The organism is Celerinatantimonas yamalensis (assembly GCF_046054155.1).
In the GTDB taxonomy this organism is placed as follows: domain Bacteria; phylum Pseudomonadota; class Gammaproteobacteria; order Enterobacterales; family Celerinatantimonadaceae; genus Celerinatantimonas; species Celerinatantimonas yamalensis.
Genome location: NZ_JBEQCT010000006.1, coordinates 109,847 through 130,952, shown reverse-complemented (window position 1 = coordinate 130,952; position 21,106 = coordinate 109,847). Strand labels below are relative to the sequence as shown.

The window sequence follows — 21,106 nt, the reverse complement described above, 5'->3', positions numbered from 1 at the left end:
AATATGAGTGGATCCTATAGCATGTCATTCATTCTTAAGTGCTTATCTTGAGGCTAGCAAGTCAGCATCGGTAGGTATCATGACGGAGCAAATGACATGCCCGTCGCATGCGCCATCTCAAAGCTCGGTTCAACAGCCTTATTCTGTTTACTCGATACACCTTTTCAAGGGACAACTCATTATCATTACTAAAGTTTATATATCTAATGATATATATCAGATACAGATAATAAAAATATTATAACAACATATTATTTATAGTTATTTTTAAAAAAAATAATCAATTAAATGGTTAGTGGTGAAACCATTTAATCCATATGTTACACTATATTCATCCACTGAATGTATTTATAGCTAACTGTGGCTGATCTATTGGATGATATAGATTGATAGAAACCTTCTATCCGAAAGCCGCATCTAGCTCTCAGCGCCAACCGCTGCAAAGTAAATAAAAAAACGTAGTAAATCTGTTCCTGAAGATCGATCTACGTTTTTGCTAAACAAAGGAGCAAAACATGGCGACATCATCGCCCGATCAAGATCAAACTCAATGTAAATTACCTAGCCTTCCCCTCGCGATTACGCCGATCATCCTCACTTTGATGTTACTCGGATTACAAATTTTCTATTTCGGCGACTTTACCCCACATATCCCACTCGCTCTAGGGTTAGCAATCACCTCTCTGGTCGGACTCAAACTGGGCCTTAAATGGGCCGATATTGAGAAAGGCATGCTCCATGTCGTCTCATTAGCACTGCCGTCCATCGCCGTACTCATTTGTGTTGGGATGATCATCGGTACTTGGATTGCCAGTGGTACAGTTCCCACATTGATCTATTATGGTCTGACCTTATTATCACCCCATATCTTCTTAGCGGCTGCCATGCTGCTTTGCTCGGTGGTTTCGCTAGCGCTTGGAACCTCTTGGGGCACCGTTGGCACCGTTGGTTTAGCCCTGATGGGGATTGGCTCTGGCTTTGGTATTCCCATGTATTGGACAGCCGGGGCAGTGGTATCCGGTTCTTTTTTTGGTGACAAAATGTCACCGCTTTCTGATACCACCAATTTGTCACCGGCAGTCACCGGAACAGATGTGTTCTCGCATATTAAAAATATGGTTCCAACAACGCTGCCTGCCATGCTGATTGCCTTTGTCATCTATTTGGTCGCAGGCTTTATGATGATCAAAGCAGGTCATGTGTCATTTGGTCAAATCGGCCAAGTCACCCAATCTCTGCAGCAGCATTTTGTGATCTCGCCTTGGTTATTGGCCCCCGCTGCCATTGTTATATTTTTAGCCGTGAAACGGATGCCTCCCATTCCATCACTCTTTGCTGGGGTACTCGCAGGTGGTGCCACGGCGATGATCGCCCAAGGGGCAAGTTTGCATGATGTGTTTAGCTTCGCCAGCAGTGGTTATAACATTCATACCAGTGTTGATACAGTCAACAGCTTGCTGAATCGCGGCGGCATTCAATCAATGATGTGGACCGTTTCACTGATTCTGATTGCCTTAAGCTTTGGTGGCGCCTTAGAAAAAACCCGTTGTTTGGAAGCAATTATCACCGCGATTGTTAATAAAGTGAGTAAATTTGCGCAACTACAAACGGCTGCAGCCGTGGCATCAATGGCGACCAACTTAGTCGCAGGCGACCCTTACTTATCAATTGCCCTACCGGGTCGAATGTTTGCGCCTGCATACCGAGGCATTAAATACTCGACGCTGAACTTATCACGAGCACTGGAAGAAGGCGGCACATTGATCTCGCCATTGGTGCCATGGAATGCCGGTGGTGCATTTGTGATTTCGGCATTAGGGCTTGGGATTTCGCAAGGCCACTTTGAGAACTTATTATATATCCCGCTCTCATTTGCCTGTTGGTTATCTCCCCTAACTGGGATTTTATTTGCCAACTTGGGGATCTTCTCGCCCAAAGCAACGCGCGAAGAGCGCAAGGCTTGGCGTGATAATGATGAGTTAATCGCTGTGGTTGATGGGATTGATTAATATCAACGCTAGGCATTAATGCTTTAAACCCAGTCTTTGGCTGGGTTTTTTATTTTTTGAGCCCAAAAATCACTACAACACCATTCATGCCACATAGAATCGACTAAGCATCATCAAGGTATTGAGCAACAACCATCAGGATGAGCATAATATTTACATCAATACATAAAAATCACACCGACAAAGGGTGACCATGGAGATTCGATACGTTAATCAATATTCTAATTGGCAATTAGTGTATAATAGACAATGTCTTATCGATATATCTGTATCACGTAATATCGAGTGAATGACAATCCATCAAAGGAGTCACTATGACCGATCTAGCCCCCGTTCGCACTGTCACCTCACCTAAACGCTTTGTCATTGGCAGTGACCTACTTATGAAACTACACGAGCATATGCTCGATTTGGGAAATCACGCACTGTTTATCTGTGATGAATTTATCGTAGAACGTATTCACGATGAAGTCTTACCTGCGCTGAAAAGCCACCAATTAAATGGGGTCGCGGTAAAATTCAACTATGAATGTACCCAGCAAGAAATTGACCGGCTCAGCGGTTTAAGCAAAACCAATCACTGCAATGTCATTGTCGGTATTGGTGGGGGTAAAACCTTGGACTCAGCCAAGGCCACTGCCAATCAGCTGAAACTGCCCGTGGTGATTATTCCAACACTGGCAGCAACCGATGCGCCATGTACGGCACTGGCCGTTCTGTACAAAGAAAATGGTGAATTTGATCGCTATCTATTTTTGCCTCAAAATCCCGATTTGGTCATCGCCGATCTGGCAATTATTACCGCCGCGCCCAAACGTTTCTTTAGTGCCGGGATTGGTGATGCGCTCGCAACCTACTTTGAAGCGCGTGCCTGCTATCAATCGGATGGCGTGAACTTAGTGTTAAAACGACCTTCACGAACAGGGCTCGGGCTTGCCAAAATGTGTTATGAGATCTTATGCGAAAATGCTGCGAATGCGATCGAAGCGGTTAATCAACATCTGATTACACCCGCACTCGAGCAAACCATCGAGGCAACCATCTATTTAAGTGGTGTAGGCGCAGAATCAGGTGGTCTAGCCGCCTCCCATGCTGTGAGCAATGGCTTAACCGCGGTCCCAGATCTACACCACAGCCAACATGGTGAAAAGGTTGGCTTTGGTCTGATGACACAACTCGTGTTGGAAAATGCGCCAGATAATGAGTGGCAGCAGGTGTTATCCATCATGTTCAACGCTCAATTGCCGATGACCATGCAAGCTCTGGGAATGAAAGAATTTGATGAAACGCAGTGGCGACAAGTCGCCAAAATAGCCTGCGATAAAAATGATACCATGGGCAATATGCCGATGCGAGTCAGCGAAGATGATGTCTATTACGCCATGCTAGCCGCCGATGCAATAGGTAAACGCTATCTGGCGCAGCACGCCGCACAACCTATTTAACCATCTGGTTTGCGTAAAAAAGCCCACAATTGTGGGCTTTTTTACTAAGACGCCGATTCTGGCTGTTTAAACTTGCATATCGGCAACCAACGCAGCCCCGCATAAATCAGTGCAGTGATCAGTAAAGACGGTAACGTTGCCCCCCAATCACTATAAAAATCGCTCACCAGATGATAGATCACCACGCCGATAATCCAAGCAAACAGCGCTGCGAGCACTTGGAATTTACTCGCCTTGACCGAGTGCGAGCGGCTCCCATAATCAACCAACAATAGCGCAAACAGTGGCACAAACACCGAACCAATCCAGAGTAGGAAATCAAGGTAGGCTTGGGTTGGGATCAACCACGCGATAAGAGTCGAAACAACGCCAAAACCCAGCGCTAAATGCCAAGTCCGCAGCGATGCAAACAGGCTTGCTGAAACCGCCGCAGAGTGGATGGGAGCGAAGGCATTTTCGGTTTCATCACACAGGATCAGCAGCAGCGGAAAACCAGCCATCGCTAACGCCAGCGAGCGCATTAACTGATCCCCCGAGCCAAGCACCAACGCATAGGCGGCACCCAGCACCATAATCCAAATGGTGCCTACCCAAAACCCGAGGGCCGTACCGTTAAACGCCGATTTTCCTGACTGGCCAAAACGAGTGTAGTCGGCGACCAAGGGCAACCAGCTGACAGCCATCGAGATCACAATATCAAGTCCAAGCCCAATCGGCATCGAGCCATCACCCGCTTGTAACCAAAGCTGCGTCAGTGAGTAATGCGCCAACCAATAAGCAGTCAGTCCCGTGCATCCACTTAGCACAATCCAACGGCCAAAGCGGCGCAGTAAGACTCGCACCCACGTCAGTGGACCAAGCACCGCTTGCCATGTGGCTAATGCGCCAAATAACGCAGTCCACAATAACGATGAACTCAGCCAGCTTTGAGTGGGAAACCATTGTTTGCACAGCTCGACACTGGCACTGCGCATCAATACGATCTCAAATGCACCCCAACCTATCAATTGCAAAAGATTCAACAATGCGGGGATATAACTGCCCGTGTGTCCCAATGAGCGCTGCATCAACGCCATCGACGAGAGCCCCTGTTGCTGGCCAAATAAGCCGATCACCGCCAGTAATAGCGCCCCTAATGATGAACCAATCACAATCACCCAGACTGCGCCGCGCAGCCCCAAACCTGGAGCAACTAAGGCACCGGTTTGTAATACAGCAAGACCAATCCCCAAAGAAAGCCACAACGCAAAAAAGTCGCTCTGTTGCAGTAACTTGTTATCGTCACTGACTTTTTCTCGGGCACTGTAGAGTTCATCGCTCATCGGTATTAAATCCCTTAACGCAGTCGTTTTAATTTAAATAGTTGTCGCGGATTGAGCATCAGATCCTGCGCGGCAATCAATTGCAGCTCTCGCTCTCCAGCTTGATAGGTTAATTCGAACAAAGCGTACACGGAGGCCGCCACAAACTGCAATGCTTGCTCAGGATCAGCCCCTTTAAGCAGCTGTGCTAAAAATAGCGCGCTGGTGACATCCCCCGCCCCATTTAGAGGAACAGGAAAATCCAACTTGGGCGTAGCCACCAGCCAACTTCCCTGAGCGCTATCGAGCAGAAGACCAATCTGATCAGAGGGCACCTCGTCAACCTCTAACGAGGTCACCAACACATATTTAGGGCCCCGCTCACGCACCTGAGCCGTAGCTTGCAGTGCATCCTTAAAGGTTTCAATACGCTGATCGGCTAGAAAACTTAATTCAAATTGATTGGGCGTAATCAGATCGGCATGAGGGATTGCGTAGTCTCTTATCCACTCAGGTAAACCCGGTTTAACAAAAAATCCGCGCCCGACATCCCCCATCACGGGGTCACAGCAATACAATGCATCTGGCCGATGGCGACGGATGCGCTGCAGCGCATCGAGTGTCACTTCACCGGTATATTGATCGCCCAAGTATCCCGTTAACAGAGCACTCATCTGTTTAAGCGCGCCGCGATCTTCAATGCCATCGAGCACCTCACGCAGATGCGCGGGGGTAAACACCTCGCCTTTAAATTCGCCATAGCCCGTATGATTAGAAAATTGCACGGTATGAATTGCGCTCACTTCAAAGCCTTGACGTTGCAACGGAAAAACAGCCGCGCTATTACCGACATGACCATAGGCAACATGGCTTTGAATTGAAAGTAAATGATGAGGCATATGTATGACATCCATTCAATGAGAAGATATAAACATTATGCTACTAAGCCGTTGTACACGAAACCCCCATAACCGAAAGTCATTGTATATTCGAGCTATTGCTTGGCTCATCCATCCAGCAATAGCGAAGTACTGGCATTCGGCCGGCTTGTAGCGCTGATTGAATTGAAGCCTCGTTACGACCATCGATAGTGCCAAACAATAGTGCATCTGAGGCCAGCTGCTGCATATAGGCCAACTGCGCCTTTGCTGAGAGATGCTGCCCTTGAAATGCTGGCGCAATCGCCTTATCAATGACGCTCAATCCATGCAAAAACTGATATGAACACGCCTGTACAATCAACACCCCAACCGCTTGCTGGCACCAATGAATGCGACAAACCTCACCGTCTTGAAGGTGCTCTTCGAGCTCATCATCACTGAGTGCATGAAGCCTCTTTTGTAGTTCTGGCTGGCGTTTAAACAGCTGCTGATAGGCATCATCAAGTAACGCTCGGCACCACTGTTTATCGGTGATATTCGCACCTGTCAAAAAAACCGTTGTATCTGCCTGAGCAGCTATCATCTCGCTCGCTTGGCCAAGATAGAGCTGTTGATCAATGGGATGCAAGGCTGGAGTGATGGTGGCGCTGCAATAGCGTACTCGAGTGGCATTAAGCCCCTGCCAGTTGGCCAAAATAGCCTTGACTGCCCGCTCACTCGGCGGCCCGCACGGCGCAATGATATCCACAAAAGGCGCATCGAGTTGCTGATTGACAAAACGTGGCCCCGTTAAATACTGAATGCCATCCACGTCGATGACACGCTGCAGAAAAAAATCTTGTGGTAAATCGAGCTGTTGAAAAGGAAAAAGCGCACCAAACTGCTCATCATGACACCACGACAACTGTTCATCCAAATAATCGCTTATCCATTGTGTTAAACGCTCACAAGCTACCGGCAGATGTTGCCAATGGGCGACAAATGGCGATAAAAAAACGGCTTTCACATCACTCATCCATGTTCTCTCTATTTGATAAACATTCAAATGTCAGGCAATCAATTACCAGGGAGCTGTTTTTATAGCATTAATGTCATCATCATCACAACCCGCCATGGCGTTGGTAATCCGACTGACTATGCAGACCTAATCAGTGAATAGTATGAACGGTTACAAACGCCCAGTGTAAATATCGGTCGCCGGCTATTTGCTGAATTGACTACTTTAATGGGCAAGAGAGGATGCGCGCGATACGGAGCTATTTATCGGCTTTGAACGGGTCACTGTGGTAGCAAGAGTTAATCCCCGAACAAGCCGCTGCCCATACAGGACATGATCGCGCTTGCACGAAAAGAGGATTAACCTTTGTAGGCAGCAGGGATCGGACTTAAACTGCTTCGACCACTGGCTCCAGCCCCGCGATAGCAACTGGTTGACATTGCCCTAGATAACGCATTAAGTAAGTTAACCTAAGCTATTTCGCTGATCAGTATAATAGCTCCAGCGACTACCGGCTTATCACCGGCGCGCGCATCAAACATCACCGCTCACAGTTTTCCCTGACACGGATGCACCAGCGGCTCGGGTAGCTTATGTGCAGCAAATTTTCTCACCGAGAAGCGAAAACTAGGACGCTGGTCAATGCTTCACAAGCGCTACCAGCTAATAAGCTCACCTCTTAAAGAAGGCTCATTTATCGCCCTGCCATATCTCGAGGCAACCATGCATTGGGTCCGATAAACGTTAGCGAATATCACGATACTCCGTAGTTGACGGCTTTTTACGAATCACTTCTGAGACAAAGTTCGCGACATAATGAGCCGCTGTGGCCAAAAAACCCTCTTCGCGTAGACGCCGTGCAGAAGTCTCCATCACCAGTTTCATGTCAAATAAGACCCGTCCTTTCTTATGTAGCCTTCGGGCAATATCGGTATCCTCACCATAGAACGCGATGGAGGTATCAAACCCACCAATTGCCAGCAACGCAGCCTTACTGGCAGCAAAGTTCCCGCCGACTGCCATATAACGGGTAAACCAATAGGTCGGTCTGGCTAGCATGCTCCAGTAAGCTTTCACCAACCAGCGCTGCACGATCGGTAAGTCATAATAACGATAAGGGCCACTGATACAGGTTAGGTTATTATCTGCTGCATAAGCATCCAATACCCGAGGTACCCAACCAGATGGCATTCGAGTATCCGCATCAATGAAAGCTAAGATCTCGCCCTGCGCCTCTTCGAGCCCGCGCTGCCGAGCACAGGTCAACCCCTTATTGGGCTCATAAACTACGCGCACTCCAGCAAACGTTGAAGCCACCTCGGCAGTGCGATCTGTACTGGCATTGTCGATGACAATGATCTCAAACAGCCCTAGATGTGCATACTTGGCCATTTCTGCACAAGCGTAAGTTAAACACTGCGCCAAATAGCGTTCTTCGTTATAGGCAGGAATAATCAAACTGAGCTTCATAACCGTGCTCCTATCATACGAGTTGATATATCTGGGGGTTAATGCATCGGTATAAATCTGCTCCCAAGTGCAGGTCACTCTATCGATGGAAAACTGCTGGGTTTTGTGCGTCGCGTACTCACCCATTTGAGCACGTAATTCAGGTTGTGATAACAATTTTAACAGCTGATGGGCAAACGCCTTAGCATCGCCCGGTGGGGCCGTAAAACCCGACTGGCCATCAATATATTCGGGCAATGCCCGCCAGTGTGCCCCCACCGCTGGCAAACCACAGCTCATCGCTTGTAATAGCACCATACTTTGAGTTTCCGAGGTGCTCGCGATGGCAAATGTATCGGCGCCTTGATAAACCTTCGCCAGCTCAGCTTTATTGAGTGTCCCTAAGAACTTCACTCGCTCAGCGATGCCCAGCGATTGCGCTAATTTATACAAACTCTCCCGTGCTGAGCCATGTCCGGCCAGAACCAACATCGCATTGGGAAGCTCTTCTACTACAATGGCCAAAGCTCGGATCAATACATCAATATTCTTTTCATTGGCCAAGCGCCCAGCATAACAAATAGTCTGATCGGTAAAACCAAACTGCTGTTTATAGGATGCTTTAGTTGCCCCATCAACTGGCTTAAACAAGTGGGTATCAATTGGATTGGATACGACCTGAGAGGGCACGCTAAGGCCAAATGAGAGCATCTCATCGAGCACTGACTGAGAAGGGCCACTAACTCTCAGGCAATGATTATAATAGCGCGTCACCCACTTCACGCTGGTGTGGCTAAAGAAATCTGCTGAAAACGGGGTGTAAGAGCCAAATTCGCCAATCGCCCAGTGGTTGGTGCCCACTATCGGCACATTTAAACGCCGAGAAGCTCTGAGCGCCTCCCAACCAGCACCCAGAAAAGTATGGGTATGAATGATATCCGGCTTAAAATCACGCAATTGACGCCAGCGCCGCCCCGTAGGAACAAGCAGTCGAGACTGCCCCGTGGAACTTGGGACTCGCACAGAACAGAGTCGGCAGATAGTCACATTGTCGCCAAGATCAATTTCTTGAGTAGGTAATCCAGCGAGTTGAAAATCTCGCGCAGGTGCGCTGGGCGCAAAAATCATCACCTGATGGCCGCGCTCGCCCAATGCTCGGCTGGTCAATAATACTGAATCTTGGATCCCCCCTAACTCTGGGTAAAAACTATCAGTGAATAGTGCAATACGCATAACTTTTTAACCCTCAAACCGAGTCAGTTTAAACATTCGGCGAATATAGAACAGACTAGCCACGACCAACACGGCAAGAATGACGCATGAAAACAGCCACAGATAAAAGTCGATGTGGTGATAAGCCGCCCCAGCAAAGAAACCGAGTAACACAAAAACGGCTGATTTAGGCAGCGTTGCCAAAAAATTAAACCCAAGGAAGATCCGCATCGGTATACGGGCAACGCCAGCACCGAGCAGTACAATAAAGCCAGCGGCATGGGTCAATTTGGCCGTGACCAATACTCTTCCAGGCCGAGTACGAAAACTCGCCAGCAGTGATGAAAATTTCAAATTCGCAGAACTATTTGGCCGTTTACGTAAAAATGACGACGACATCCAGCTACTGCGCCCAAGGCCATACAATAATAGATCGCCAAGCATATCGCCCAGCACCGACACCATATAAACCGCCGCGATATTTAATAACCCCTGCGATGCCAAAAAAGCACCGATAACCGCAGCAATAGGGCCTTCAACTAATGCGGCTATGAACAGCGCTACGTATCCGTAGTTGGAAATTGCGGACAGCATCCAATCCAGCATGTTCTTCTCCGACATCATAAGGTTGAAGGGGTTGTCCAGTTCGTAAGGTCGCTTTATGGTGAGCAGGGTATTGCGTAAAATCCCATTGAACGAGCTCAAAGCGCCCATCCAAGTACTCTACAATCCCCGAACAGGTTTCGACCCAGTCACCAGAGTTGAGATAACGCATCCCATCGATATCATGATCGGCAGCGTGATGAATATGACCACAAATCACGCCTTGAGCCCCTTTCTCTCTCGCCTCATTTAGCAAACTTTGCTCAAAGTGGCTCATATGTGTCACGACCCGCTTAACATTATGTTTACTCCATTGCGACAATGACCAGTAGTTCAGCCCAAGGCTGCGCCGGAGCACATTCAAACTAGCGTTTAAGGTCAGTAACGCATGATAGACACCATGCCCAATGTTGGCCAACCACGGCATATGGCGCATCACCACATCATATTGGTCACCGTGAGTCACCAGATACTTACGGCCATCGGCACTTTCGTGGATCGCATCGCGTTTTATTTCAATGCCAAGAAAGGTTTTACCAGCGCAGCGGCGCAGCTGGTAATCATGGTTACCGGGAATATAAATGATCCGAGTTCCCTGTCGGGCCCGCTCCAGCAATTCGTGGATCACCACATTTTGCCGCATGCTCCAACGGCGTTTGGATTTCAAACACTTACTCTCAAGAATGTCACCCACCAAGTAGATGGTCTGCACATCATAATTGTGCAAAAATTGGGTTAATAATTCAGCCTGACAGGCTCGAGTACCGAGGTGAACATCTGAAATAAACAACGCGCGAATAGAGCGACGCTCATCTGGCGCGGCTGACTTCGCCTGTTCATCAAAGGAGTAATCGTTTGGCCATACGTCAGTAGCATACTCTGTTGTGGTAGGCATCACATTCTCCAAAAGCGGCTTATCAATACGTGCAACAAAGCCTGGGCGATCCGCTAGGTTAAGCGCCACTGGCTACGCTTACTGAGATATTATCGAGGAGCAGCTTAAATTCTGCTTAAGATTTTTAAGAACAGTGACAAATGAGTCAAAGGTTTCTCGAAAAATTCAACAAATAATAAGTAAAAACAGTATATTGAAGAATTAATAAAGATTAATGACAATAGTCGACATTATAAACATCAGTCCGATTTTGGTGATGGGATTAAGGCGCTGACAGGAAACTGCACGTGAACCTTCAGACCTTGGCCATGATGACCCGAATGCAACGAGACCTGCGCGAAATGCCGCTCAGCGATCCGTTTAACAATAGACAGTCCTAGGCCACTGCCCGTATCGCGAGCCGAGCTGCCCCGATAAAAACGTTCCATCACCCGAATACGCTCCTCCTCAGGAATCCCAGGGCCATCATCACACACCGTCAACAGCACGCCTTGAGGGGTAATTCGAGTCGATAGCTCCACCGAACCACCCACATGTGAATAACGAATAGCGTTGTCGAGTAGATTATTAAGCAAAATTCGCAAGCTATCATAGTCACCAATAATGGCGATGGGTTGGCGCCCAGCACAACTGAGTTTAATCTGCCGAGCCTCGGCAAGCTGGTTATGCTCACTCATCACAGATTGACATAAATCAGGTAATTCAATAGATTGCAACACCATTGCAGCGTTAGGATCTAAACGTGCCAACGCCAACAATTGAGCGGTGATATGCGATAATCGATCGATACCGATTTGCAGTTGTTCGATAGTTTGCTGGCGGGCTTTCGGGTCATCACTACGCTGCAACAATTCAGTCTGAATAGCTAATCCCATAATCGGTGTTCGCAACTCATGAGCCGCGTCGGCAATAAAATCTTTTTGTACCTTAAACGAATACTCTAAGCGTAATAATAAATCATTTAAGGCATGGGCAAATGGATGGATCTCACCCGGCAGTAAATGGGTGTCGATAGGCTCCATACTGTTGGCATTACGCTGGGCCAGTTCAACGCTAATTAAGCGTAGTGGTTTAAGCCCATGACCTATCCCAAACCATAAAAACAGCGCCAACACCGGTAAGAGCGATAAAACCGGCCAAAACAGGTGCACCGCCACGCCCGCTAATGCTTCCCAGCGAGCATCCCGAGCCTGCCCCACAACAATCCAACGCTTGCCTCGCTTCATAGTAAACGTATGCCAGGTTTGCCCACTCAGCTGAACATTCAAAAAACCGCTTTGCTGCGGTTTAGGTAATAGCAGTCCACTGTCAGTGGTGTACTCAAGTTTGCCATTGAGCCAAACCTGCAACAGCACTTCATCGGCAAGATCACTACTGATACTTTTTTCGTGTTGTTTTTTGGGGTACTGAAAACTGACAGAGCCATCGTTGCCAACCTCAACATGTTCAGCAATATAGCGCATCTGATCACTCAGCAGATCATTGAGTTGATCGGCCGCGCCCCAGTATGTCCCCAGGCTTGCCAATAGACCGGCCAGAAAAGTAGCCGGCAATAACCATAGCAACAGTCGTCGGCGCAGCGATTGCTTAAACCAGCGAACTAAACGACGCCATTTCACTGACGTTCTCCAATACAATACCCCACACCTCGAACCGTTTGAATCACATGACTGCCCAGTTTTTTGCGCAAATTAGAGATATGCACTTCTACGGCATTACTGCCGATCTCCTCTCCCCAACCATATAAACGCTCTTCGAGCTGTTCTCGAGAAACGACCGCATCTGGTTCTTGCATCAGTTCGCGCAGCAGCGCGAACTCCTTAGGTGAAATAGAGACTTCTGCATCATTCAACCACAATTGATGACGCGTTGGGTCAAGGCGAATAGAACCGGCCATCAGCTGTGTCTGAGCCCGTCCGGCATGCCGCCGGCTGACGGCCCGAATACGAGAAATAAGTTCCTGTAAGGCAAAGGGTTTAACCAAATAATCATCAGCCCCCATATCAAGCCCTAACAAGCGATCAGGCAATGCATCACGAGCGGTAATAATAATTACTGGCAGGCGGTTATCGTCTTGGCGTAAATTTTTTAGTAACGTCATTCCATCCAGCTTAGGCAGTGAAAGATCGAGCAACGCCAGCGAATAAGGGACTGTTTTCATCGCTAATGCAGCGAGCGCTGCCTGTCCATCGGTCACCCAATCGACAGTAAACCCCTCTTGGCGTAACCCTTGCTGTAACCCTTGGCCGATTAACGGATCATCTTCTGCTAACAATAAACGCATATGCGATGTAGCCCATCTAAGCTTAGAAACAAGGCAAGTCATAAAAACCTGCATCACCAGCTCGCCCCAGCCAATTGCAGGCCGTTGACGTGTCAAATTAATTGCAGCTTAGCACTCAATAAACCTGCTCGTCCAAAATCCTAATTGAAAAGCATCGTATCACGCAACGCGGCCTAGGCGGTGAAAAGTGATGAAGGGCAAGGAGCAACGCTCAGTTTGGGCGGCACTCGATCCAAATTGGACTGGCGAGCCACCAGCTAATGAGTCACCAGCTTATGACGGGTAGCGCGGCATTGCGTTAGAGAATGTGCTGAAGCGGCGCGAATCATCCCATAAAAAAGCCTCTGGCAGAACCAGAGGCTTTATCAAATAAATAGCTAGCTGTCAGATGTTATTTATGACCCATTAGGAGCAAATCTTCTGGGGCAAGCAGACGCTGCTGGGCGGTCAGACGAAAATAGATATAAGCGAGTACCATCATCAACGCAAAGATAACCGCCAACATAAAGTTAAACCAGATCATCGCCACCAAACACAACACTGAAATGGCCAGCGCAATAGCGGGTACCACTGGGTAGCCGGGTGCATAATAACTGCGTTCTAAGTTTGGCTCATCGCGGCGCAGCTTAAACAAGCTCAGCATACTCATGATATACATGACAATGGCGCCAAAAACAGCCATGGTGATCATGGCAGCCGTCAATCCCATTCCCTGTAGGTTAATCAACCCATCACTAAAAATCGCCGCGCAGCCAATCACCCCACCCGCAATAATGGCGCGATGAGGCGTTTGAAAGACCGATAACTTAGCCAAACCTACGGGCAGATAGCCCGCACGTGCCAGCGCAAAAAACTGCCGCGAATAACCTAAGATAATCCCGTGGAAGCTGGCAATCAGCCCAAATAGGCCAATCCACACCAACATATGCAACCATCCAGAGTGTGTCCCTACAACCATTTTCATCGCTTGTGGCAACGGATCGTTAATACCTGAAAGTTTTTGCCAATCGCCAGCCCCACCAGCGAGCATCATCACACCAATGGCCAAAATCACGAGGGTTAAAATCCCTGTAATATAGGCTTTAGGAATGGTGCGCTTGGGATCTTTGGCTTCTTCAGCAGCCATCGCCGCCCCTTCAATAGCCAGGAAAAACCAGATCGCAAATGGAATCGCCGCAAACACCCCAGATAATGCTGAAGCGCTAAAATGATCACTGCCCGCCCAGCCATGCGCGACAAAATGGCTAATACTAAAACCCGGTGCCACCACGCCCATAAACACCAACAGCTCAATAACCGCTAAGATAGTCACACACAGCTCAAATGTTGCCGCCAGCTTCACACCTAAAATATTTAATGCCATAAAGATAATATAGGCACCCACCGCCGCATATTTCGGGTTCAACTCAGGGAACTGTACGTTAAGATAAGCGCCAATCGCCATAGCGATAGCTGGCGGAGCGAAGACAAATTCAATCAGCGTTGCCATTCCCGCAATCAAACCCCCCGTTTCACCAAAGGCGCGGCGACTATAGGCAAACGGGCCACCAGCATGAGGAATCGCCGTAGTGAGCTCGGTAAAACTAAAGATAAAACAAGTATACATCGTGGCAATCAGAGCGGTGGTGAGCAAAAAACCCAACGTTCCAGCCACGCCCCAACCATAACTCCAACCAAAATATTCACCTGATATCACCAGCCCAACCGCGATCCCCCATAAGTGAATGGTGCTGAGCGTGGGTTTAAGTTTTTCCGTCATAACAGATCTCCAATCATCAATGATTCGCATTATCGCCAGAGCAGCGGTTTCCTTGATATTGATCATCGATGATTGATAGTAAGAAAACTTGACTGTGATAGAGCACTCGTGCGACGCAAAGTTAACTTAGCAATTGAGTTGACTGAAGCGAGCAATGACCACCGATAAGTGCAATCCTCAGTCAAGCAATCCATTGCTGGAAATTAGATGGGAGGGCATGTTGACCATTTTTGCTCGCGAAATGAGAATCGATACTGGCCCGTAACTGCTGAGCTAAGGGGGTCGATGCGTGAATGACGGTGAGTATCCAAGTGTCACAGGCTATTCGACGTAAAGAAGGTTCGCAGTATGATCCCTTAATTGAGTCAATAGCAGTGATCTGTAATCTCCACTGGGTGATCGGTAAGATGCCAACCACAATCGTTGAACCCAAAAGCCTTTTCCAATGAGGGACATCACCGCAACACGTCACTAACCGGTGTAGCTGGCAGTCATGCTGACAACGAGATGCCACACCCCGACCATCACGATAAGTCGGTGCAACTGTATCTGCATGCTCGCTGAACCATCCCTCGTTACCCACGAGTGTTTAGCTGTGCACAGTCTTGGCACAAACGCGCAGCTGCGGTGCGATAAATGGGGCAATCAAACCGCAACCATCACCCCATCGATGAGTCATTCGCTATTTTTATACTGGTGTGATTTTTGCTTGTGATTGCTCATGATATATACAGCCTGAGGTGGCGATGACCCTATCAGTGAGCGCGACACAACCACTTGTTGTTGGCACATTGCAACAAAATATAGGAATGAATCAAGGCATTTTAGCGGCAGCTGCAACCGGGTTAGATGACTTTATTGCACAGGTCGGCGGAGATGTAGAGCAGATCCTAGCCAGCAGTCATATCGACCCACAAATTCTCACCAGCCCCACCCTCAGCTTGCAATTAGTGAACTATTGCCAAGTGCTTGAGCAAGCCGCACAACAAAGTGGTTTTAATAATTTTGGCCTCTATTATGGCCGACAGTTTCAGCCACAATCACTGGGATTAATCGGATATATCGGTTTATGCTCCGCAAATTTAGGCGAAGCACTCAGGAATGTCGTCAACGCTTTTTGTTGGCACCAGCATGACACGTTCGTACAGTTGGTAGAACAGGCCGATTGTTGGCGTTTTGACTATCAAGTGCGCCATGGAGCGATCCTCTGTCGTCGCCAAGATTCTGAGCTGACGTTAGGGATGATTAACAATTTGATCCGTCAAGCCTGTGGCAAAAATTGGGCTCCACGCGAAGTTCACTTTGAACACCCAAGACCAGAGCAGTGGCATGACCACTGTAAAGTATTTGATGCACCCGTTTACTTTGATCAACCTTTTAACTCGTTGTTCATTCGTAAAGCTGATGTACTCAAAGCGATGCCCTCGCCTGATCCGATCTTGCTAAGCGTTATGCTTGATGCCATTCGGCGCCTGAATAGCGACCATCGGCAAGACCTTATTAATCAAACCCGCGCACAGATCCAAACAGCACTGCTCAGCGGTGAACCCGATTTAGAGAGTATTGCTGAGCAACTGGGGTTATCTCGCTGGTCCTTGCAACGACGGCTACGCCAGAACGGATTGACCTTTAGCGGCTTAATTGAACAGGTGCGTTGTGACATGGCGACCCATTATCTGCGCCAGCAACAGATCCCCATTTCCGAAATGGGCATGTTGTTGGGCTATTCAGAAACTAGCGCTTTCTCACGCGCGTTTCGCCGCTGGTTTGGCGTGAGTCCAAGGCAATTTCGCCAGCGTCAACAATCTATGCTAAAGCATGCTCCCAGCAATACTATGGCGGCATATCAAGTTAAAGTATGCTGAGATGTTCGAATGAAAAAGACTGACTAACCCGCACCCACCATGCGACAACAAACTTGGTTACTCCGTATTCAAGCCCCTTTGCACCAACATTGTCAACCGAGCAACGCGTCGTTACTTGAGGCTTTAGAGGTTTCACGTGAAACGATTCACCGCGATGTGATGACGATTTGCGCGCACAGGCTAACGCAGCGAGTCTATACTGGCGTGATAGCTCTTGAATACCCAAAAGAACTCTTCCTAACGATTCGCCAAAGTGCCCCTACTCAGGAAAGAGCCAAAGGTTACATGCGTCTTATTCAATCCGGTCAAACCCTATTTATTGATGCTGGCAGTAGCAATTGTTGGGCCGAGCAGCCCAAAACGCTGAGCGATCTAACTACCATTACCAATAACCTATCGGTCGCGATAACCCTAAAGCATTCCTACACCAGTGCTCTGCATCGTGCTCTTTTGTTGCACGCAGCCATGCAAGCAAGAGCAAATGCCAGTAGCAACTATCATCCATGGGGAAGCGGTATTGTTGTAGCGATGTTCAGCCAGTCAAAGCGAACGATTATTTTGGCCAATCACAGCACAATTGGAATGACCAATCATTTTATTTACACCCCTCGGTCACAACTTGACACCGTAGTGACCGATCATCACCCCAAAACAAAAATAACTTGTTTTAATCTTAAGTAACTGGAGGTATAGAGCATCACCACATAATTGCATCTGGTCGATATTAAACAGAAAATTGTTATTAACATGTCGCGATAATACTCAAACTGGTGAGTATTTACCCATAGTTAAATTATGGTAGACTTGCCGCGCTTCTTAGTCATAACGGAATATACACTATGCATTTACTGCATTTTTTGCTCGCCCTCGTGGTCATTTTTGGCCTCGCGGTAGTGGTTAGTTACGAACGAAAACAAATTCGATTACGCTACATCGTTCAACTACTAGTGATTGAAATTGCGATCGCTTGGTTGTTGTTAAACTCACAAGCTGGACTTTCGATTGTTAAATCATTCGCAGGTTTGTTTGATGAGTTAATGGGATTTGCTGCTCAAGGAACCGATTTTGTCTTTGGTAATATGAGTAAACAAGGTCTGGCGTTTGTCTTCTTGAACGTGCTTTGTCCAATCATCTTTATCTCGATGCTCATTGGGATCTTACAACACTTCCGTATTCTGCCTTGGCTCATCCGTATCATTGGAACCTTGTTATCCAAAGTCAACGGGATGGGAAAACTGGAATCTTTCAACGCGGTCAGCTCACTGCTACTCGGCCAATCAGAAAACTTTATTGCCTATAAAGGGATCTTGGGACAGCAATCACCACGGCGAATGTACACCATGGCCGCAACGGCAATGTCAACGGTGTCAATGTCGATTGTCGGTGCTTACATGTCAATGATCCAACCGCGTTATGTGGTGGTTGCCATCATCTTGAATATGTTCAGTACCTTTGTCATTTTATCACTGATTAACCCCTACCGCCCTGGGGATGAACCAGAAATTGAGCTGCAAGAATTGCACGAAAAACAAAGCTTTTTTGAAATGCTCGGCGATTACGTTCTAGCCGGTTTTCGAGTTGCAATGATCGTAGCAGCAATGTTGATTGGTTTTATCGCATTAATTGCGGCATTAAATGCCCTATTCTCAGCGGTATTAGGGTTAAGCTTCCAGCAGCTTCTAGGCTATGTGTTTTATCCACTAGCATGGGTGATTGGGATCCCTTCAGTGGATGCACTACATGCCGGATCGATCATGGCGACTAAATTGGTTTCTAACGAATTTGTGGCAATGCTGGAGCTGCAAAAAATCACTGCGCAATTTACCCCGCGCGGGCTTGGCATCTTGTCGGTATTTTTGGTGTCATTTGCCAACTTTGCTTCTATTGGCATCGTTGCTGGGGCCATTAAAGGGGTCAGCGAACCACAAGGCAATGTGGTTGCTCGCTTTGGTTTTCGCTTAGTTTATGGCGCAACGTTAGTCAGCTTACTTTCTGCTGCCGTCGTTGGACTCGTGCTCTAATACACGTGCTATGCAGTACAAAAAAGGCCAGCAACAGCTGGCCTTTTTTTGTCGATCTTAGCGAAATGACCACTTAGAATGAAACACACTTGGTTGAATCAACACGCATCACTGATTCTTGATTGAACCGTTTCATGTAGATCTGACGTAACTCTTGGATTTTCTCACTGCTCGCCTTATCGTTAGCCGGATAAATCACCATTAACGCACGACTTGGCTCTTTGGTCACCTGACCGTCTTTGCCTAACCACTGACCTTGCGCATTAAAGATAGTTAAACCATCACGAAAACGCGGCGTAACTTCTTTATCAACATAGTTTTCCCATTGCGCCTTAGTGATATCAACTACTTTTTTACCCTGATAACGAGTCAAACCATAGTAAAGAGTTGTTTTAGCCATTAAATCACCTGCTTGACAGACCTTTTCTGGGCTGTTTTTAGCTTGCAGCTGGGTATTAGGAGCAGCGCAACCGGCTAGAGCTAACGTCAGTACTAGTGCGCCTGCAGTCAATGATGCGCGGCCTAACGTCAATGTTTTTAACATAAAAAATCCATAAATTGAGGGGGAAAGCGATATCTTACTAAACTCTATCCAAAAGAGAAGTAATTGCGGACTACTTACCCATAAGATAATCGATCAAGTTTAGATTAAAGCTGTCGTCACCATCACAAAAATACTGAGCAAGATCTTCTATATTAGTATATACTAATATACATGTTCACCGATGAGTATGAGGGCTATATCATGTTAAAAATTCATTCATTGTTTGACCACTCTACCCACACTGCCAGTCATGTGGTTTACTGCCAACAATCCGGTCACTGTGCGATTATCGATCCGGTATTGGATTTAGATCCGCTAGCGTGGCATACCCATACCCAGCAAGCCGATAAGATCATCCATTTTGTTCAGACCCAGCAATTAGCCGTACAGTGGATTCTAGAAACCCACGTACATGCCGATCATCTCACAGCTGCCAGTTATATTAAATCACAACTCGGAGGGCAAATTGGGATTGGCAATCAAGTGACACAAGTGCAAGAAATATTCAAAGGACTGTTTAATGCAGGCGATGAATTTCACACCGACGGGCAGCAGTTTGACCATTTATTTGCCGATGGTGACACCTTTCCATTAGGTGATTTTAACTTTACAGTGATCCATACGCCCGGCCACACCCCAGCTTGCGTTAGCTACACGATTGATGATGCCGTATTTGTGGGCGATACCTTGTTTATGCCCGACTACGGCACAGCCCGCTGCGATTTTCCAGGAGGCGATGCCAGCGATCTGTATCAGTCGATTCAGCGGCTTTATCAACTGAGCGACGACACCCGAGTTTTCCTGTGCCATGACTATCTCCCTGAAGGCCGTGAGCAATTTACATGGGAAACAACCATTGGCGCACAAAAACAACACAATATCCATATTCAAGCTGACACGTCAAAAGACACCTTTGTTACCTTTCGTCAGCAACGAGATGAAACATTGACGTTACCAGAGCTGATCATGCCATCCATTCAAGTCAACATGCGCGCCGGGGAACTCCCCCCTGCCGAAGATAACGGCATCCAATATCTCAAGTTTCCATTAAATAGGTTGTAATCGATGCTGACGCTTCCCCTCATTGCATGGCCTGCTGCATTGGCCATTGGCTTAAGCCTGGGCCTGCTTGGCTCAGGTGGCTCTATCTTGACCATCCCAGTACTGATCTATTTGTGCGGGTTATCTGAAAAAATGGCGATCGCATCGGCGTTGATCATCGTCGCTTGCATCAGTTTCGTAGGTGCAATGCCTTATATTCGTGCCCAAAAAGTGCAATGGAAAGTGGTCTTTGGATTTGGGATGCCAGGCATGTTCGGTACCTATCTAGGCGCGTATGCCTCCCATTGGATCAGCGGCACAATACAGCTGGTACTGTTTGCCATCGTCATGATCTCAGCGGCCTTTTTTATGATTCGCCGCCCAGCCCCCCACTCGACGGCCCCTCTGCAATGGTATCGGCTACTGGGTGGCGGTTTTTTGGTGGGCATCGTCACAGGGCTCGTCGGTGTTGGTGGCGGTTTTTTAATCGTCCCAGCCCTATTACTGCTCGCCCGTATCGAAATGACCCAAGCAGTGGCTTCGAGCTTGGTGATCATCTGCTCTAATGCCCTGATTGGCTTTTTTAAGTATTTTCAACTCCTACATAACCAAGGACTACACTTCAATTGGCCGCTCATTGTACTCGTGAGTGTGTTGGGGATTGTGGGAAGTTGGATTGGTTCAAAATGGGCGATTAAACTGCCACAAACATTACTCCGACGTATCTTTGCCATCATGCTGGTGCTGATGGGCGGGTACATTTTGTACCATTCAGCCAACGCGTATGCTCATTGATTTGT

General features: G+C 47.6%; 18 protein-coding genes. 7 read left to right on the top strand and 11 right to left on the bottom strand.

What is annotated here, in order from left to right; genetic code table 11:
* Nucleotides 1–515: 515 nt before the first annotated feature.
* Together nhaC and ABUE30_RS13115 are read left to right on the top strand one after the other, a co-directional pair.
* Entirely contained in the window at nt 516–2,009 is a 1,494-nt protein-coding gene (gene nhaC / locus ABUE30_RS13120) for a Na+/H+ antiporter NhaC (protein WP_408624248.1), read from the top strand.
* Nucleotides 2,010–2,323: 314 nt separating this feature from the next.
* Nucleotides 2,324–3,454 carry a glycerol dehydrogenase gene (locus ABUE30_RS13115; RefSeq protein ID WP_408624247.1) on the top strand — a complete coding sequence of 377 codons (1,131 nt, stop codon included), beginning with the start codon at nt 2,324–2,326 and terminating at the stop codon, nt 3,452–3,454.
* A 44-nt stretch (nt 3,455–3,498) separates the two neighbouring features.
* On the opposite strand, the gene ABUE30_RS13110 is transcribed toward ABUE30_RS13115, so the two are convergent.
* The 10 genes from ABUE30_RS13110 to ABUE30_RS13065 all read right to left on the bottom strand — a co-directional run bounded on the left by ABUE30_RS13110 (nt 3,499) and on the right by ABUE30_RS13065 (nt 15,418).
* The gene (locus ABUE30_RS13110; RefSeq protein WP_408624362.1) at nt 3,499–4,782 is read right to left on the bottom strand and encodes a cytosine permease; all 1,284 of its coding nucleotides are present in this window, start codon (nt 4,780–4,782) and stop codon (nt 3,499–3,501) included.
* An 8-nt stretch (nt 4,783–4,790) separates the two neighbouring features.
* On the bottom strand, nt 4,791–5,654 hold the full coding sequence (pdxY, locus tag ABUE30_RS13105) for a pyridoxal kinase PdxY (protein WP_408624246.1): 864 nt from the start codon (nt 5,652–5,654) through the stop codon (nt 4,791–4,793).
* Between the two features lie 79 nt (nt 5,655–5,733).
* Nucleotides 5,734–6,651, bottom strand: coding sequence for a hypothetical protein (locus ABUE30_RS13100; protein ID WP_408624244.1), 918 nt, complete (start codon nt 6,649–6,651; stop codon nt 5,734–5,736).
* Nucleotides 6,652–7,377: 726 nt separating this feature from the next.
* Nucleotides 7,378–9,315 carry a glycosyltransferase gene (locus ABUE30_RS13095; protein WP_408624243.1) on the bottom strand — a complete coding sequence of 646 codons (1,938 nt, stop codon included), beginning with the start codon at nt 9,313–9,315 and terminating at the stop codon, nt 7,378–7,380.
* A 6-nt stretch (nt 9,316–9,321) separates the two neighbouring features.
* Nucleotides 9,322–9,900, bottom strand: coding sequence for a DedA family protein (locus tag ABUE30_RS13090; RefSeq protein ID WP_408624242.1), 579 nt, complete (start codon nt 9,898–9,900; stop codon nt 9,322–9,324).
* Nucleotides 9,830–10,792, bottom strand: a complete 963-nt coding sequence (locus tag ABUE30_RS13085; RefSeq protein ID WP_408624241.1) for a UDP-2,3-diacylglucosamine diphosphatase — start codon at nt 10,790–10,792, stop codon at nt 9,830–9,832. The genes ABUE30_RS13090 and ABUE30_RS13085 overlap by 71 nt, the downstream gene beginning before the upstream one ends.
* A gap of 239 nt (nt 10,793–11,031) precedes the next feature.
* Nucleotides 11,032–12,411: an ATP-binding protein gene (locus tag ABUE30_RS13080; protein WP_408624240.1), complete on the bottom strand. Its 1,380-nt coding sequence runs from the start codon at nt 12,409–12,411 to the stop codon at nt 11,032–11,034.
* The gene (locus ABUE30_RS13075; protein ID WP_408624361.1) at nt 12,408–13,076 is read right to left on the bottom strand and encodes a response regulator; all 669 of its coding nucleotides are present in this window, start codon (nt 13,074–13,076) and stop codon (nt 12,408–12,410) included. The genes ABUE30_RS13080 and ABUE30_RS13075 overlap by 4 nt, the downstream gene beginning before the upstream one ends.
* A 391-nt stretch (nt 13,077–13,467) precedes the next feature.
* On the bottom strand, nt 13,468–14,835 hold the full coding sequence (eat, locus tag ABUE30_RS13070) for an ethanolamine permease (protein ID WP_408624239.1): 1,368 nt from the start codon (nt 14,833–14,835) through the stop codon (nt 13,468–13,470).
* 181 nt (nt 14,836–15,016) lie between these two features.
* Nucleotides 15,017–15,418 (bottom strand): hypothetical protein, encoded by a 402-nt coding sequence (locus ABUE30_RS13065; protein ID WP_408624238.1) that lies wholly within the window; start codon nt 15,416–15,418, stop codon nt 15,017–15,019.
* A gap of 226 nt (nt 15,419–15,644) precedes the next feature.
* On the opposite strand from ABUE30_RS13065, the gene qhpR reads away from it, so the two are divergent.
* From qhpR to ABUE30_RS13050, 3 genes are all read left to right on the top strand, one after another.
* Nucleotides 15,645–16,700, top strand: coding sequence for an AraC-like transcriptional regulator QhpR (gene qhpR / locus ABUE30_RS13060; protein ID WP_408624360.1), 1,056 nt, complete (start codon nt 15,645–15,647; stop codon nt 16,698–16,700).
* A gap of 39 nt (nt 16,701–16,739) precedes the next feature.
* Entirely contained in the window at nt 16,740–17,381 is a 642-nt protein-coding gene (locus ABUE30_RS13055) for a DeoR/GlpR family DNA-binding transcription regulator (RefSeq protein ID WP_408624237.1), read from the top strand.
* A gap of 158 nt (nt 17,382–17,539) precedes the next feature.
* A complete protein-coding gene (locus tag ABUE30_RS13050; protein ID WP_408624236.1) occupies nt 17,540–18,721 on the top strand; it encodes a NupC/NupG family nucleoside CNT transporter in 1,182 nt (393 codons plus the stop codon).
* Nucleotides 18,722–18,794: 73 nt separating this feature from the next.
* Here the strand turns inward: ABUE30_RS13050 and ABUE30_RS13045 are convergent, their stop codons facing one another.
* A complete protein-coding gene (locus ABUE30_RS13045; RefSeq protein ID WP_408624235.1) occupies nt 18,795–19,265 on the bottom strand; it encodes a DUF3574 domain-containing protein in 471 nt (156 codons plus the stop codon).
* A gap of 201 nt (nt 19,266–19,466) precedes the next feature.
* Here ABUE30_RS13045 and ABUE30_RS13040 point away from each other — a divergent pair, with 201 nt between their 5' ends.
* Together ABUE30_RS13040 and ABUE30_RS13035 are read left to right on the top strand one after the other, a co-directional pair.
* A complete protein-coding gene (locus ABUE30_RS13040) occupies nt 19,467–20,327 on the top strand; it encodes an MBL fold metallo-hydrolase (RefSeq protein ID WP_408624234.1) in 861 nt (286 codons plus the stop codon).
* Nucleotides 20,328–20,330: 3 nt separating this feature from the next.
* The gene (locus ABUE30_RS13035; protein WP_408624233.1) at nt 20,331–21,101 is read left to right on the top strand and encodes a sulfite exporter TauE/SafE family protein; all 771 of its coding nucleotides are present in this window, start codon (nt 20,331–20,333) and stop codon (nt 21,099–21,101) included.
* The last annotated feature ends 5 nt before the right edge of the window (nt 21,102–21,106 follow it).